Source organism: Bacillus sp. FJAT-25509 (assembly GCF_001420605.1).
GTDB lineage: Bacteria > Bacillota > Bacilli > Bacillales > Bacillaceae_G > Gottfriedia.
On sequence record NZ_LJIZ01000016.1, the window covers coordinates 262,849 to 279,463 of the forward strand.

The window sequence follows — 16,615 nt, forward strand, 5'->3', positions numbered from 1 at the left end:
TTAATTAAAAATAAAACAACCTGTCGCTTTTGGCTAACAGGTTGTTATTATTAACGAGGCTCTACGATTAATTTAATCGCTGTACGCTCTTCCCCATCGATTTGAATATCTGTAAATGCAGGGATACAAATAAGGTCTACACCACTTGGTGCAACGAATCCTCTTGCAATTGCAACTGCTTTTACAGCTTGGTTTAACGCGCCAGCACCAATTGCTTGAATTTCTGCTGAACCACGCTCTCTCAATACACCTGCAAGTGCTCCTGCTACAGAATTAGGGTTTGACTTTGCTGAAACTTTTAATATTTCCATTCCTGATCCTCCTTGTACTTACAAAGCTATTATTGTGTACAATAAAAACTATTCTCGATAACAAGAAGTTATTCCTGCAAATATTTAAAAGTTTTTTAAAAATTTTCACAATTCTTTTAATTAATCTTATAGCTCTTGATGATCATCATTTATTTGTATTCTTTTTATCGATTTTGCTAGACCACTTTGTTTGTCTAATTCGATGATTACACCACTTAGCTGACCTCTACCTTCATCTACTTCGAATCTCACTGGTAAGTTCGTTAAGAATTTTTTAATAACGGCTTCTTTTGTAACGCCTAGAATCCCATCATATGGACCAGTCATTCCAACATCCGTAATAAACGCTGTACCAGCAGGTAAAACTCGCTCATCAGCCGTTTGAACATGTGTATGTGTACCAACAACCGCTGTTGCTCTTCCATCCAAATACCAGCCCATAGCAATTTTTTCACTTGTTGCTTCAGCATGAAAATCAACAAAAATGATGTTTGTTCGTTTTTTAGCGATTTTTATTAGCTCATCAGCTTTTTTAAAAGGACAATCAAGTGGTGGTAAAAATGTTCTACCTTGTAAATTTATAACAGCTATTTCAACATCATTAAAATTTAAAAATACTAATCCATTACCAGGTGTACCTTCAGGGAAATTAGCTGGTCTAACTAAGTATTTTGCTTGATCAATAAATTCAAAAATATCCTTTTTATCCCATGCATGGTTACCAAGTGTTACTGCTTGAGCACCTAATTCTAAAAATTCTCGGTAAATTTTTTCCGTTATTCCTTTACCATGCGCTGCATTTTCACCATTTATGATTGTTACTGAAGGATTGTATTTCCTTTTTAAAGCTTGAATATTTGCCTTTACCATTGCCCTACCATTTGAACCAACTACATCGCCTATAAACATTATTCTCATTTCGTTACATCCTTCCAACTTGCCACTGTAAATAAACAGCACTGATTTTACTTTTAGATTACCCAAAAATACGAAAAGCCCCATTACTAGCACAATCTGAATCTTTCATCTATGCCATTCAACTAAGATTCATTTCAGATTTGTATTAGTTGGAGCTATTTTTAAAAATACTTTATTTTGTTACAAAAAAGAAAATAAAGTGGCATATACCACTTTATTTTGCATACTCGACAGCTCGAGTTTCACGAATAACCGTAACTTTTATATGACCTGGATAATCCAGTTCATCTTCAATACGTTTTCTAATATCTCTCGCTAATCTATGAGCTTGTAAATCATCAATTGTATCTGGTTTTACCATAATGCGTACTTCACGACCTGCTTGAATAGCGAATGATTTTTCTACACCTTCGTATGATTCAGAAATCTCTTCAAGTTTTTCTAAACGACGGATATAGTTTTCTAATGTTTCGCTACGTGCTCCTGGTCTAGCAGCAGATAATGCATCTGCAGCAGCTACAAGAACCGCAATAATCGAAGTTGGCGCAGCATCTCCATGATGAGATGCAATACTATTGATAACTACTGGATGTTCTTTATATTTAGTTGCTAATTCGACACCGATTTCAACGTGACTACCTTCTACCTCATGGTCAATTGCTTTACCAATATCGTGAAGTAAACCTGCACGTTTTGCAAGTTTTGCATCCTCACCAAGTTCAGCAGCCATAAGTCCAGCTAGGTTCGCTACTTCCATCGAATGCTTTAACACATTTTGACCATAACTAGTTCTAAATTTCAGACGACCTAATATTTTAATTAAGTCAGGGTGAATTCCATGAACACCAACTTCAAAAGTAGTTTGTTCACCGACTTCTCGTATGTACTCATCTACTTCTCGTCTTGATTTTTCAACCATTTCTTCAATTCGTGCAGGATGGATTCGACCATCTTGTACTAATTTATCTAGTGCAATTCGTGCAGTTTCACGACGAATTGGATCAAAACCTGATAATATTACAGCTTCAGGCGTATCATCAATAATTAAATCTATACCAGTTAACGTTTCTAAAGTACGTATATTTCGTCCTTCACGGCCAATAATACGACCTTTCATTTCATCATTTGGAAGATTTACAACTGATACAGTTGTTTCAGCAACATGATCTGCAGCACATCGCTGGATTGCTAATGATAAAATATCTTTTGCTTTCTTATCTGCTTCTTCTTTTGCTCGAGCTTCTGTTTCTTTTACTAGTATTGCTGTTTCATGGGATAATTCATTTTCGACTTTAGTAAGTATTAATTGTCTTGCTTCTTCACGATTTAAGCTAGAAATTCTTTCTAACTCTTCTTGTTGAGCAGCAATTAATGCTTCTATCTTGCTTTCCATTTCTTCTATCTGCTGTTGTTTTAAAACAAGAGATTCCTCTTTTCTTTCAAGAACAGACTCACGTTTTGAAAGTCCATCATCTTTACGATCTAAGTTCTCTTCTTTTTGCATCAAACGATTTTCTGACTTTTGTAGTTCACTACGACGGTCTCGAATTTCGTTCTCTGCATCTGTACGAATATTGAAAATTTCGTCCTTTGCTTCCAATAAAGCTTCTTTTTTAATTGTTTCTGAATCACGTTTTGCATCTTCAATAATTTGATTTGCATGATTAGTTGCGCCATTTATTTTAGCTTCTGCAATGGACTTACGGACAAAAAATCCGACAGCATAACCGACTCCGAATGTGGCAAGCAATGCGAAGATGATCAAAATTATAGTATTTGCACCCATGATTTCACCTCCTCTTGCTATTTAGTTAGTTTCATTTTTGTCGGCTGTTATATTGTATAAATAATTGCATCAACATACAGCACACTTCAATTCAATTTTTTACAAAATAGTAATATTTTTTTAGAATATACACTTAAATATTAAATCTCTTACCAAATGATGTCAAGCCTTGTAACTCGCTTACTTACTTGATTTATCAATATTTATTACATTTTTACTAGATTTCATACATGAGAATCTAAATTTTATTCATTAAATTTTTTATTAAGTTCTAATTAGTAAGTGAATTGATAGAATTTTTCATATATAAAGTACTGCTTATAAATATAAAAGAAATTAAATATTGTCTGTTTTTTTATAAGGCCAGATTATAAAAATATGCCTAATTCCAATGCAGAACACCTTACTTACCATGTGTGAATTAATTTCCATCTTCATAGTCGCTCCTTATGGTGACACTACGCATTGACTATAGGACAGTGAATCCTTCCGTTTGAATAGCTATTTCATATTCGTGAAATTATTATCTATATTTCAATTAAAAACTTTTACTTCTCAATAAATACTGCTTTTTAGATAATCAAAGAAATTAATAATATAAAAAAATGCAGGCACTTTTAATAAGCGCCCGCATTTTGTGCTGTTTTAAACTAACTTATGATTACTCATTTATCATTTAATAAAGAGAATTGTTCTTCGTCATCTGTTTCAGTTATAGTAACAGGGTTATCTAAACCGTGGTGAAGACGGATCGATTCTTTAATCGTATCACGAATTTCTTTATTTTCTTTTAAGAATTGCTTAGCATTTTCACGTCCTTGTCCAAGACGCTCTTCATTGTAAGAATACCATGCTCCACTCTTAAGAACGATATCTAGATCAGATCCAATATCAAGAATTTCGCCTTCTTTAGAAATACCTTCTCCGTACATAATGTCAACTTCTGCTTGTCTAAATGGTGGTGCTACTTTATTTTTAACAACTTTAATCTTTGTTTTGTTACCTACAATATCATTACCTTGTTTTAATTGCTCAGCACGACGTACCTCTAAACGAATTGTAGAGTAGAATTTTAACGCACGTCCACCTGGAGTTGTTTCAGGATTACCGAACATAACCCCAACTTTTTCACGAATTTGGTTAATGAAGAATGCAATCGTTTTTGACTTGTTAATTGCACCTGAAAGTTTACGTAATGCTTGTGACATTAATCGAGCTTGTAGACCTACGTGAGCATCACCCATCTCACCTTCAATTTCCGCCTTTGGAACTAATGCAGCTACTGAGTCAATTACGATAATATCAATTGCACCACTACGTACTAATGCTTCAGCGATTTCAAGTGCTTGTTCACCTGTATCTGGTTGAGATAATAATAACTCATCAATATTTACACCTAATTTTTGAGCATAAACCGGATCTAATGCATGCTCAGCATCTATAAACGCCGCTTGTCCTCCATTTGCTTGAACTTCAGCGATTGCATGTAATGCTACAGTTGTTTTACCTGAACTTTCAGGGCCGTATACTTCGATAATTCTTCCTCTCGGATATCCACCTACACCTAACGCTACATCTAGTGCTAACGATCCACTAGAAATAGTTGAAATTTGGCGGTCAGTTTGTTCCCCAAGTTTCATAATTGAACCTTTACCGAATTGTTTTTCGATTTGTTTTAAAGCCATATCTAATGCAGCTTGACGATCACTCATTTAAATTCCTCCTTCAGGACTCATTTATCTCTTAACTATATAATAACTGTTTTTTGTTCGTTTGCCAACAAAAAAATAGAACGTTTATTCGATATTTTTCGTATTTAAACTTATTTTTTTAAGAATAGAAACGCTTGTTTCGTATTTTTCGGTCTATAAAACTAGATTTTTATTAATATCGTAACTATAAAATTAAAAAACTCGGCTATATTAACCGAGCTTTTTTATTATAAAATATTCTATTTCATTTTATAAGTCTTGACTTTCAAAACTTGAATTAATTAATTTTATCAACATGTTCGCGCCATTTTTAACACTTGATAACCTTATTTGTTCTCTAGTGCCACTAAATTGAAACTCTTTTACAATTGAATCAGAATCACCAATTTTAATACCGATAAATACTTTTCCTACCGGCACATCTTCTAATGTAGACGGTCCTGCTTCACCAGTAAAACTAATTGAAATATTACTTCCTGTTAATCTTTGAATATTTTCAACTAGTGATTTTGCACACTCTGCACTGACTGCACCATTTTTATTAAGAATATCTGACGGCACATTTAAAAGGTTTTGTTTCATTTCGTTAGAATAACAAACAACACTACCTTTAAAAATGGACGAGTTCCCAGGAATATCTGTCATTCTTTTACTGAATAGACCTCCAGTTAAACTTTCAGCAGCAGAAATGGTCAGTTTAAAATCTTTTAACTTTCTTGATAAAACTGTAAATAAGTTTTCATTATTTGTACCATATATAAACTGCCCAACACGCTCACGTATTTTTTCTTCAGCTTGTCCAATTAGTTTAACTGCCTCTTGCTCATTACTAGCACTTGCAGTAACTCGAAGCATTACTTCTCCCTCACTCGCTAAAGGAGCAATTGTTGGATTTGATTGATTTTCAAGTAAATCAAGAATTTCAGTTTCTAAAATTGATTCACCGATACCAAAAAACTTAAGCTCTTTCGAAATAATCGTACTTGCTTCCTTTCCTTTTAAAAAATAAGGAATAAGTTCTTTCTCAACCATCGGAATCATTTCTTTCGGTGGTCCTGGTAATAATACAAATTGTTTTTCTTTCGCTTCATAAACCATTCCAGGTGCCATACCGTTTTTATTCAATAAAACATGTGCATTATTAATGACTAATGCTTGTTTTTTATTATTCTCAGTCATTGGGCGATTTACTTTAATAAAATATTGTTCAATATATTCTAGTGATTGATCATGGTAAACAAGTGACTCTTGAACATATTCAGAGACAACTTCTTTCGTTAAATCATCTTTTGTTGGTCCAAGTCCACCAGTTAAGATGATTAAATCACTTCTTGATGAAGCAATTTCTAATGCACTTTTAAGTCGATCGGAATTGTCTCCTACAACTGTTTGGAAATGATGGTGATATCCTAATGCAGATAAATGTTTAGCTAAAAATTGAGCATTCGTATTTGCAATTTGGCCTAAAAGTAGCTCAGTACCTACTGCGATGATTTCAGCACGCTTCATATCATTTCCCCCTATATTATTAATTACATTGATTTAAGTAGAACATCTCTATTTTTATAAAAATAATCCCAACCAGAATATACTGTAAAGAATAATGCGACCCAAAGTGATACATCCGCAATCGAAAATGGTAAGAAATTCAATGGGAAGTCATGTAAGAAATATGCTGAAATCGCAACTATTTGAGCCCAAGTCTTAATTTTACCTAGCATTGCAGCAGCATGTACTTCTCCAGAACCAGCTAAAATCATTCGTAAACCGGTTACAGCAAACTCCCTACTTATAATGACAATCGTAATCCACGCAGGAACATAATGAAAATCAGTTAAGATAATTAACGCTGAAGAAACAAGTAATTTATCAGCAAGTGGATCTAGAAACTTACCAAAATTAGTAACTAAATTATATTTTCTTGCGTAATATCCATCAATAAAATCAGTAACAGAGGCAATAATAAAAATTGCAGCTCCTACTAAATGATTAACTGGTATCGAATCACCCATTAATGTAACATTTCCCCATCCAAAATCGATTAAAACGGCAATCATAAATAATGGAATTAGACAAACCCTTGACACTGTGATTTTATTTGGTAAATTCATGGTAAAACCCTCCAAAACTTTCTAAAAATGAAGCATTTATAATAAATGAATAAAAGCCATCTTAAAGATGACTATTGATTCATTTTTAAATTTTTAATCGTAATCTTTTGGTGAACAGCATTTGTTGGACTAACTGGATATTTAAATACCTCATCGTTAATTCGTAGCTCAACATTATTAGAAGCACCAATATTTACTGTTACTTCATTTTCTTGTGTTAAGTCGTAGTTCTGAGTTTGTCCTTGTTTTAAAATTCCGCTATAGAACATTTTTCCATCAGCATTTTTTAAATCCACATAACTTTCACCATTTGCAACTACTTCTAATTTAAATACATCAGTACCAGATAAAGAAATAGTAGTTCGTTTACCTGCTGCAGAGTCAACAGTAATTTTTTGTGCTGGCGGTTGCTCAGTCACATCATTTTTCGGTTTCCCTGTTTTTTTCGTATTATTAGTTTTAGCCTGATCTAACGCATTATTTTTTGGTTTTTCAATTTCAGAATTAGAGTTAGTTTGAGATTGATTCGTATCCGCAGATTTTCCATCATTTTTTGATGGGAACATCATATAAATAGCAATGCAGATTCCAAGAATCAGAATCGCTACTAGTATCCTTGGTAAATAATCCATTATTCTTGATGACTTAACATTGTTTAATGGTTCTTTAAGCTTCGATGCTCTACTAGGGATTTCTTCATGCTTTACTTCTTCTACTGTATTTACCACAGTTGATTCCTCTACCGCTGGCTTTTCAGTTAGAAATCCAGAAACGTCAACACCAATTGTTTCTGCATATTGTCTTATAAAAGCACGAACATAAAATTGCCCTGGCAATATTTCATAATTACCTTCTTCAATTGCTTCAAGATAACGTTTCTGAATCTTCGTTAACTCTTGTACATCGTCAATTGATAAGCCTTTCGCTTCTCTTGCTTCTCTTAAATATTTTCCTAATTCTGTCACAAGTTACACCCCAACTTACTTTAAAAATCAAACATTGAGAACGAGTTGTGTCCATTTTTATCCATTTGGTCTACAAGTTCATATTTAATTTCTTCATTTTCATCATTTCTTAATTCAATTATGTAATCAAAATCTTCTAAAGAGTATTCAGTTTGCTGTACAAATACATCAGGATGCTCCACTACTTTCACAGAAGACATTGCCATAATTTCGCGAACCAATTGCCAATGCTGCTCATTTGCTCTTCTATGAGAAAGAATACCATCAATAATAAATACATTATCTGAATTATATTCGTCTTCTATTAATTGACTTCTTAATGTTTGTTTAATTAATGTTGATGAAACAAATAACCAGCGTTTATTTGCACATACACTTGCTGCTACAACTGATTCAGTTTTACCAACACGAGGCATCCCTCTAATTCCGATTAGCTTATGGCCTGGCATTTTAAATAACTCTGCCATAAAATCAACAAGCATACCTAAGTCATCGCGGACAAAACGAAAAGTCTTTTTATCATCTACATCACGTTGAATATAAGTACCATGTCTTACAGCTAAACGATCTCTTAGAGTTGGCTTTCTAAGTTTAATTATTGTTATATTGTCCATAGTATTTAAAATTGATTCAAATCTAGTAATTTGATCATCATTATCGCAACCAAGTAACATGCCGCGTCTCATTGTGTCGACACCATTGATTGTTAAAATATTAATCCCTAGCATACCGATTAGTGATGCAATATCTCCAAGTAGTCCAGGGCGATTCTTATGTATTTCATACTCAAAATACCATTCGATTAACTCCATACCTATACCCCCTATTTGTTAACTACTTAACTCTACATTTAATAATAAACGATTTCGCCATAATATAAAAGGTAAAATATGTGAAATAAATAACTTTCGACGTGAAATTTTACTATGAAGTATGCCAACCGCCGTTTACTCCAAGAATTTGGCCAGTTATATAAGAAGATTGTTCGGAAATTAGGTAATTTACAGTATTCGCAATTTCATTTGGAAGAGCTAAACGATTCATTGGAATTTCATTTGCAATTTCTTTTAAATCTTCTTCACTAAAGGAATTTAACATATTCGTTTTTACGGCACCTGGAGCAACAGCATTAACTTTTATTCCACTTGGCCCTAACTCTTTAGCTAATGCCATTACATAGGCATTTTGAGCACCTTTTGTAGTTGAATATAATACCTCACATGATGCACCAATTTGTCCCCATATAGACGAAATAACGACGATACTGCCAGATTTTTTAGCCACCATGTTAGGAAGAAAATTATTGACTACTTTGATCAAACTTTTAATATGTAATTGAGTCATTCGATCAATCTCTTCATCACTTACATCGTTAATCAAACCAAAGATAGAAAAACCAGATGCATATACAATTGAATCTATTTTATCAATTATTTGTGATGTTAAAATTTCAACTCCATTTTCAACTGATAAGTCCGCTTGTACGAATTGGCAATTTACCTCAATCTCATTAGCCAATTCGATCAGTTCATTAAGTGGCTCTTTCTTACTATTATAGTGGACAACTAAATCATATTTTTCATTGATTAATTTTTTCGAAATTGCTAAGCCAATGTCACCACTAGCTCCAATTACTAGAATTCTTTTTCTCATTTATTATATTCTCCATTTATTCGTGGTTTTAATGCAGGTTTAAAGAGTATTAAGAAATATAAAGGTAAAAAGATGCGAGGAAAACTCTTAAAAATTCAATATTACACTTAGTTTCTTTATAAACCCTTAAATATTTTCTTTAAATTTCAAAAAGCATCCTAAAAAGGATGCTTTTAATTTATTCAATGAGGAAGAACAAAAAATTCACTCATATAGTCTTCATTTATTAGATGACTAGCACTTTCTTTTAGATCCTCTACAGAAATAGATTGTAACACAGATACGATGTCAAATAAATGCATATCTAAGAACGCGTATCGTGTAAATTGATTAGCAATATATTCTGGTGAATTTAATGAGCGTAAAAATCCGCCGATTTTCTTTTTAACTACGCGATCGACAATTTCTTTTTCCCACTGATGATTTTTTGAGTCTAATAATACTTCTTTTATTTTTTCAGAAAGTTTTTCAGGTGAAGTAGAATCTCCTCCGATGATTGCAAAAGCAAAACCATTTTCTGCAGAGTAATCATATGAGAATGTATCATCGATTAAACCATCTTCATACATTTGTTGATACGTATTTGAGGCTTTGCCAAATAAATAATCAAGTAATACGGAAATTGATAATTCATGCTTTAGTAATTCGCTACCACCTTTAGGTGCAGAGAAATCCTTTACCCCAACGAGTACTTTCGATGATTGGACATTCATATGTAACACTTTTTTCTTTTCTGCAGATTCAGGCGTTTCTTCAGGGAAAAATCTCTTTATTTCATTTGCATCTTTAAAAGTTTTTTTACTTTGGTTATCTCTAATTAAATTCATTGTTTTATCAGGGTCTACTGGACCTACAACAAAAAACAACATATTACTTGGGTGATAAAAAGTTTCATAACAAGTATAAAGTAATTCTTTTGTAATTTTTGAAATTGATTCAACCGTACCAGCAATATCTGTTCTAACAGGATGTTTACCATATAAATTTGCAATCATCCCAAAATATTGTCTCCAATCAGGGTTATCTTCGTACATTTTAATTTCTTGACCAATGATCCCTTTTTCTTTTTCAACACTTTGATCAGAAAAATATGGATCCTGAACAAAGTCAATTAGAGTCATTAAATTTTGTTCTACATTATTCGTTGCTGAAAATAAATAAGCAGTTCGTGTAAAACTTGTAAACGCATTAGAAGAAGCTCCTTGTTTACTAAAAACCTGGAATACATCTCCATCTTTCTTTTCAAACAATTTGTGCTCTAAAAAATGAGCAATCCCATCTGGTACAACTAATTTTTCATCTTTTCCTAAAGGAATAAATTCAGAATCAATCGAACCGTATTTAGTTGTAAAGGTCGCATATGTTTTGTTGTAGCCTTGTTTAGGAAGAATATATACTTTTAATCCGTTTTCAAGCTCCTCGAAATAAAGCGTTTCATTCAATTGTTCAAAATACTTTTTTTCCATTATGCTCCCTCCTGACCTTTTAAGAAATAAGTTGTGTGAAGTTTTATTTTATTAGCTACAGATACAATTTCATCTTTTGTAACTTTTTCGATTTCAGGAAACCAATCCTCGATTGGACGTTCATTTCCCGCAGCTTGGTCATTGAATAATGTTTCAATGATTCCATAAGCTGTGTCCATACTTTCTAATAGACTGTTTTTGATCACTAATTTTGTTTGATCAATTTCCTCTTCAGTGAAATTTCCCTTTTTCATCTCTTCAAGTTGTTCAGCAATGATTGTTGTTGCTTTTTCATAATTTTCACTTGCTATACCAGACATGACCATTAAAATTGATTTATGACTTTCAAAACGAGAAGCAGCATAGTATGCTAAGCTATTTTTTTCTCGAACATTGATAAATAATTTTGAATGTGAAAATCCACCATAAAGTCCATTAAACACTTGAAGGGCAAAATAATCTGGGTCTTTAATCGAAATATCAGTAGTATAACCGATGTGTAACTTAGCCTGATTTAATTTTTGCTCTTCAATAACTTCATTTGGAGTATCAGTCGGCGTTGCTTTTGCCGTCTCAACTCTAAGTTTTTCACTAGTTGTATTTCTAAAGTTTTCTTCCACTAATTGTTTACATTGGTCAAAAGCGACATCACCAACTATATAAAGATCAATTAAATCCTCCTGCAGGGCTTTTTCATAATATTTATATAATGATTCAGCCGTGATTGAATTAACATCTTCTGTTCTCCCATTTGCAAGTAATGCATAAGGTTCACCCTTAAACATTTCTTCCACTAGTCGTTGATTTGCATATTTCAATTTATCATCATTAATGGACTGAATTCGTTGTACTTGAGTTCTTTTTTGAGTTTCAACATGCTTAGCTGAAAATACCCCATTTTCTAAAAATGGATTTTGCCAAATAGAAGCAATAAGCGAAAGCGCTTCATTTAATAATGAACCTTGATTTGAAAGGTATTTTTCATTTGCAATGTCAATTGTAAATGACATAACATGATAATCACCTTTTTTTGATACGTCTACAAAGAAGGTCGCCCCATATAAATCTTCTAATTTTCTTCTAATTTCACCATTAGTAGGAAGATCTTTTGTTCCACTTTGCAATACATAAGGTAAAATTCCTCGATAAGATACTGTATCTTCTTCAAGTTTTCCACGTACTTTTAATGTAATCGAATTTGTTTTAAATTTTTCAGTTGTTACCACATGTAGTTTAATACCGTTAATATCACTATTTTTGTACTGTAACAAATTCAAATTGAACCCTCCTTAGACAAATACTATTTACTCATATTTATTTCCAATATCTTCATTGTATCTCTAATTTTACCAAAAATAAAACCTACTGCTTAGTTTACCCAAAATAATTATTTCAAATAAAAAGAAGCTTCGGATTTTATAAAGGAAGCTTCATCCTACTGCTGCAAAAGGAACAGTCATTTAAATATCAAGATTTTTCTTAATAAAGTAAGTTGTGCGAGGTTGATTTCCGTAATCTGTTCTTCTAAAATAAGTACTTCGTTGATTTCCACTCCAGGATGCTCCCTTTCCGTGGGGAGAGAGGTGAGCCTCCTCGGCGCGCCTGCGAGGTCTCACCCTTCCCTCTTTTCCCACAGGAGTCTCGCACCTTACGTTCCAATCATTTACAAAAAATAAATGTAAAATCTTAAAAAAATAATCTTTAATATTGTCTTTTTTTTATTGATTTAAATAATAACGATTAATAGACCGATTTATCATTTATTCTAAAAAGTATCCAATTTATCAGAATCTTATATGGATGTGTTGTATATATATTTATCAATTTTGAAAAAAACGAATTATAATTTAACTTTCTTAAAAACGATATTATTCGTAATTAATTGACAACACATTTTTAAAAGAATAAAAAAAAGCCTCCTAATTAAATAGGAAGCTTCAAAAACAATTATTTATCGTTTACCTTTTTCATATGCAACACCAACTGATTTTGGTGCTTGAGATGTTTTTGAGAATATAACTAATGCAATTAAAGTTACTACGTATGGGAATAACTTTAGTGCTAATGGTGGTATATGAGCTAAACTTGGAATAACTTGCGATACGTTGGCAATTGTTGTAGCTACACCAAAGAATAATGTCGCAGCTAAAATCCCAAGTGGTTTCCACTGTCCAAAAATTAATGCTGCAATTGCTAAGAAACCAAGACCTGCAACACTTCCTGTAAATTCGCCAGAGTAAGTTACTAAAATAATTGCTCCACCTAATCCAGAAAATGCCCCAGAAATAATAACGCCAAGGTAACGAATACGGTATACATTAATACCTGCTGCATCAGCTGCTTGTGGGTATTCACCACATGCACGTAGACGTAAGCCTAAACGAGTTTTATAAAGTACAAATGTACTAACGAGTAAAATGGCAATTACTAACCATGTTGTAGTATACGTGTTTTTAAAGAATAAATCCCCAAGTATCGGAATGTTCTTTAAGACTGGGATATCAGTACGTGTAATACCGTTAATACTGATGTTTCCTGAACCAGTAATATTTCTTGCTAAGAAGATTGTTAAAGCACCTGCAATCATATTAATTGCGATACCACTTATTACTTGATCTGCGTGTAAATTTATACTTGCAAACGCATGTAGTAAAGAAAATAAAGCACCTGCAAGAACTGCAACAAGAATTCCTACCCAGATTACCCAAACTTCACCTTGATGATTTACTTGAAGTTTTGAAATTGTTAAGGCACTAGCGAAACCACCGACAACCATTAAACCTTCTAAACCAATATTTACGACACCGCTTCGCTCAGAAAATAAACCACCTAATGCTACGATTAATAATGGAATCGTATAGGCAATTGCATATGGGAAAATTTGTATAATTAAATCCATGCCTTATTTCACCTTCTCTCCTACATTGCTGTTTTTATATTTGCGTGATTTGGATACTCGATCGATAACTTTTTTAATTAAAATACTAGTTGCAGAGAAATAGATAATGATTGCAATGATAACATCAGCAATATCTGGTGGAATTGAAGTCATTGCACTCATAAATCCTTTACCAGAATATAATAGTCCAAAGAAAATAGCTGAGAAAAATACGCCAATTGGTGTATTCATTCCTAAAAGTGCCACGGCAATTCCGTCGAATCCTTCTGTAGGTAAAACCCCAATTTGAATTAGTGATGCATTACCAGCGAATTGAACAACACCCGCTAGTCCAGCAAGTCCACCTGAAATCATCATTGATAAAATAACATTTCTATTTACTGAAATACCCGCGTATTCAGCAGCACTACGGTTGTAACCTACAGCCTTTAATTCATAACCCAATACTGTACGATTAATAATGAATGAAACAACGATTACCATAATAACTGCGATAAATAAACCGAAGTTAATATATGAACCACCAAATAAATTTGATAAAAATGGCATTTTTAATGTTGCAGCATCTGCAAGCATTTTTGACTCTGTTTCAGTACTACCTTTAAAATATTGTGGTACTAAATAATAAACTGTCCAGTAAGCAATCCAGTTCATCATGATCGTAGAAACTACTTCGTGAACATTAAACCTAGCTTTTAGTAGTCCAGGAATAAATGCCCAAGCTGCTCCTGCAATAAAAGCAACAATTACCATAAACGGAACTAAGATCAACGTTGGTAAATCTACTGTTAAACCAACTGCTGAAGCACAAAACCCTGCAAAAAGCATTTGGCCAGCTGCACCGATATTAAATAAACCTGTTCTGAATGCAAACGCAACAGAAAGTCCTGTTAAAATTAACGGAGTAGCAGTAGCAAGTGTATTACCAATACGCTCCGGATCTTTTAATCCACCTTGGAATAAATAATTAAACCCTTCAATCGGATCATTACCTGTTACAAAAATTAATAATGCTCCAGCCAGTAAACCTAATACTACGGCAATTAAAGAAATAATTCCTCCCTTTTTCATGCCCCTTCACCTCTCCTTATACCAGCCATCATTAATCCTAATTCATCTTCATTTGTGTCTTTGGCATTAACGATATCAATGATTTCTCCTGCATTTACGATTGCAATGCGGTCAGATAAATTAAGAACTTCGTCTAGTTCTAACGAGATTAGTAGAACAGCTTTTCCACTATCTCTTTGCTCTATTAATCTCTTATGAATATACTCAATCGAACCAACGTCTAATCCACGTGTTGGCTGACATGCAATTAATAACTCAGGCTTAAGTTCGATTTCGCGACCGATGATTGCTTTTTGCTGGTTTCCTCCAGACATGGATTCAACGACTGTTTTCGCACCTTCACCAGAGCGTACATCGAATTCTTCAATGATTTTCTTTGCATGTTTGGCAATCGCAGCTTTATCTAAAACACCATATTTAGAGAATGGTTCTTGATTATAAATTTCTAGAACAACGTTTTCTTCAATTGTATATTCAAGTACAAGTCCTCTTTTTTGACGATCCTCTGGAATATGAGCAATACCGCTTTTAATTCGCTCACGGATACTGTGTTTTGTAATATCTTGATTTTTTAATAAAATAGAACCTTCTTCAATCGGTCTTAAACCTGTAATTGCTTCAACAAGTTCAGATTGTCCATTCCCTTCAACTCCGGCAATCCCAACGATTTCACCTGCTCGAACTTGAAGAGTAGCATTTTTTAAACCTAAAACTTTTTTATTATTTTTGACACTTAAATTATTTACATCTAGTACAACTTCGCCAGGTTTTGATTCTACTTTATCTACCTTGAAAGACACCTGACGTCCGACCATCATAGATGCCATTTCAGATTCAGAAGTTTGTTTTACATCAACAGTACCGATGTATTTTCCGTGACGAATGACTGTACATTGATCTGCAACAGCTTTAATTTCTTTTAACTTATGTGTAATGATAATGATTGACTTGCCTTCATTAATCAAGTTTTTAATAATCTTCATTAAATCTTGTATCTCTTGTGGAGTAAGTACTGCTGTTGGCTCATCTAGGATTAGTACTTCAGCATTACGATATAAAGTTTTTAAAATTTCGACTCTTTGTTGCATCCCTACTGTAATATCTTCAATCTTTGCATAAGGATCTACGTTTAAACCGTAAGTTTTAGAAAGCTCTTCAATACGTTTTGCTGCAGTCTTGATATCTACTACTAGACCTTTTTTAGGTTCAAGACCTAGAATAATATTTTCTGTGACTGTAAAATTTGAAACTAATTTAAAATGTTGGTGAACCATTCCGATTCCTAATTCATTTGCAACATTGGGATTTGAAATTTTAACTTCTTTACCTTTTACTTTTATAATTCCTTTTTCAGGTGTGTACATTCCAAAAAGGACGGACATTAAAGTTGATTTCCCTGCTCCGTTTTCACCTAATAAAGCATGAACTTCCCCTTTTTTTAATCGTAGTGTAATATTGTCATTCGCTATAATGCCAGGAAACTCTTTTGTTATATTTAGCATCTCCACTACATATTCCATAATTTTCCTCCTTGTATATTACGAAGTCATTTATTTTTAAAGTTTTACTTGATTTCGAAATATTTTTCTATATTTTTTATTTAGGGAGGGGTTTACTCTCTCACCCGATAGTCATGCCCTAATCAATTGGAAGCTTTACCAATATAAGTGCTTACAATTGATTAAAGCATGAAAAGTCAAAATTATTTATAGGGTAGAAGAAG

Annotated in this window: 14 protein-coding genes; all 14 read right to left on the minus strand. The window is 33.0% G+C overall.

The window, feature by feature from the left end; translation table 11 throughout:
* Positions 1-50: 50 nt before the first annotated feature.
* Positions 51-311, minus strand: a complete 261-nt coding sequence (gene spoVS, locus AN960_RS10535; protein WP_044893696.1) for a stage V sporulation protein SpoVS — start codon at positions 309-311, stop codon at positions 51-53.
* A 126-nt stretch (positions 312-437) separates the two neighbouring features.
* A complete protein-coding gene (gene ymdB, locus AN960_RS10540) occupies positions 438-1,229 on the minus strand; it encodes a 2',3'-cyclic-nucleotide 2'-phosphodiesterase (RefSeq protein ID WP_056470734.1) in 792 nt (263 codons plus the stop codon).
* A 214-nt stretch (positions 1,230-1,443) separates the two neighbouring features.
* Entirely contained in the window at positions 1,444-3,015 is a 1,572-nt protein-coding gene (rny, locus tag AN960_RS10545; protein ID WP_056470738.1) for a ribonuclease Y, read from the minus strand.
* A gap of 665 nt (positions 3,016-3,680) precedes the next feature.
* Positions 3,681-4,727, minus strand: a complete 1,047-nt coding sequence (gene recA, locus AN960_RS10550) for a recombinase RecA (protein WP_056470739.1) — start codon at positions 4,725-4,727, stop codon at positions 3,681-3,683.
* 249 nt (positions 4,728-4,976) lie between these two features.
* Complete coding sequence (locus tag AN960_RS10555) at positions 4,977-6,236, minus strand: competence/damage-inducible protein A (RefSeq protein ID WP_056470743.1); 1,260 nt, start codon at positions 6,234-6,236, stop codon at positions 4,977-4,979.
* Between the two features lie 23 nt (positions 6,237-6,259).
* Positions 6,260-6,838 carry a CDP-diacylglycerol--glycerol-3-phosphate 3-phosphatidyltransferase gene (gene pgsA / locus AN960_RS10560; RefSeq protein ID WP_056470746.1) on the minus strand — a complete coding sequence of 193 codons (579 nt, stop codon included), beginning with the start codon at positions 6,836-6,838 and terminating at the stop codon, positions 6,260-6,262.
* A gap of 71 nt (positions 6,839-6,909) precedes the next feature.
* Complete coding sequence (locus AN960_RS10565) at positions 6,910-7,803, minus strand: helix-turn-helix domain-containing protein (RefSeq protein WP_056470749.1); 894 nt, start codon at positions 7,801-7,803, stop codon at positions 6,910-6,912.
* A gap of 20 nt (positions 7,804-7,823) precedes the next feature.
* Entirely contained in the window at positions 7,824-8,615 is a 792-nt protein-coding gene (locus AN960_RS10570) for a DUF3388 domain-containing protein (protein ID WP_025568772.1), read from the minus strand.
* A 112-nt stretch (positions 8,616-8,727) separates the two neighbouring features.
* Positions 8,728-9,456 carry an elongation factor P 5-aminopentanone reductase gene (gene ymfI / locus AN960_RS10575; protein WP_056470751.1) on the minus strand — a complete coding sequence of 243 codons (729 nt, stop codon included), beginning with the start codon at positions 9,454-9,456 and terminating at the stop codon, positions 8,728-8,730.
* 182 nt (positions 9,457-9,638) lie between these two features.
* Positions 9,639-10,922, minus strand: a complete 1,284-nt coding sequence (yfmH, locus tag AN960_RS10580; protein WP_056470755.1) for an EF-P 5-aminopentanol modification-associated protein YfmH — start codon at positions 10,920-10,922, stop codon at positions 9,639-9,641.
* The gene (yfmF, locus tag AN960_RS10585; RefSeq protein WP_056471171.1) at positions 10,922-12,193 is read right to left on the minus strand and encodes an EF-P 5-aminopentanol modification-associated protein YfmF; all 1,272 of its coding nucleotides are present in this window, start codon (positions 12,191-12,193) and stop codon (positions 10,922-10,924) included. Before yfmF ends, yfmH begins: the two co-directional genes overlap by 1 nt.
* 680 nt (positions 12,194-12,873) lie before the next feature.
* Positions 12,874-13,821 carry an ABC transporter permease gene (locus AN960_RS10590; protein ID WP_056470758.1) on the minus strand — a complete coding sequence of 316 codons (948 nt, stop codon included), beginning with the start codon at positions 13,819-13,821 and terminating at the stop codon, positions 12,874-12,876.
* 3 nt (positions 13,822-13,824) lie between these two features.
* A complete protein-coding gene (locus tag AN960_RS10595; protein WP_056470760.1) occupies positions 13,825-14,892 on the minus strand; it encodes an ABC transporter permease in 1,068 nt (355 codons plus the stop codon).
* Positions 14,889-16,412, minus strand: a complete 1,524-nt coding sequence (locus tag AN960_RS25450; RefSeq protein WP_056470763.1) for an ABC transporter ATP-binding protein — start codon at positions 16,410-16,412, stop codon at positions 14,889-14,891. Before AN960_RS25450 ends, AN960_RS10595 begins: the two co-directional genes overlap by 4 nt.
* Between the last annotated feature and the right edge of the window lie 203 nt (positions 16,413-16,615).

Excerpts from the sequence above, each read along its gene's own strand:
- spoVS (WP_044893696.1), bottom strand. The coding sequence starts at position 311 with ATGGAAATATTAAAAGTTTCAGCAAAGTCAAACCCTAATTCTGTAGCA.
- ymdB (WP_056470734.1), bottom strand. The coding sequence starts at position 1,229 with ATGAGAATAATGTTTATAGGCGATGTAGTTGGTTCAAATGGTAGGGCA.
- rny (WP_056470738.1), bottom strand. The coding sequence starts at position 3,015 with ATGGGTGCAAATACTATAATTTTGATCATCTTCGCATTGCTTGCCACA.
- recA (WP_056470739.1), bottom strand. The coding sequence starts at position 4,727 with ATGAGTGATCGTCAAGCTGCATTAGATATGGCTTTAAAACAAATCGAA.
- AN960_RS10555 (WP_056470743.1), bottom strand. The coding sequence starts at position 6,236 with ATGAAGCGTGCTGAAATCATCGCAGTAGGTACTGAGCTACTTTTAGGC.
- pgsA (WP_056470746.1), bottom strand. The coding sequence starts at position 6,838 with ATGAATTTACCAAATAAAATCACAGTGTCAAGGGTTTGTCTAATTCCA.
- AN960_RS10570 (WP_025568772.1), bottom strand. The coding sequence starts at position 8,615 with ATGGAGTTAATCGAATGGTATTTTGAGTATGAAATACATAAGAATCGC.
- ymfI (WP_056470751.1), bottom strand. The coding sequence starts at position 9,456 with ATGAGAAAAAGAATTCTAGTAATTGGAGCTAGTGGTGACATTGGCTTA.
- yfmH (WP_056470755.1), bottom strand. The coding sequence starts at position 10,922 with ATGGAAAAAAAGTATTTTGAACAATTGAATGAAACGCTTTATTTCGAG.
- AN960_RS10590 (WP_056470758.1), bottom strand. The coding sequence starts at position 13,821 with ATGGATTTAATTATACAAATTTTCCCATATGCAATTGCCTATACGATT.
- AN960_RS10595 (WP_056470760.1), bottom strand. The coding sequence starts at position 14,892 with ATGAAAAAGGGAGGAATTATTTCTTTAATTGCCGTAGTATTAGGTTTA.
- AN960_RS25450 (WP_056470763.1), bottom strand. The coding sequence starts at position 16,412 with ATGGAATATGTAGTGGAGATGCTAAATATAACAAAAGAGTTTCCTGGC.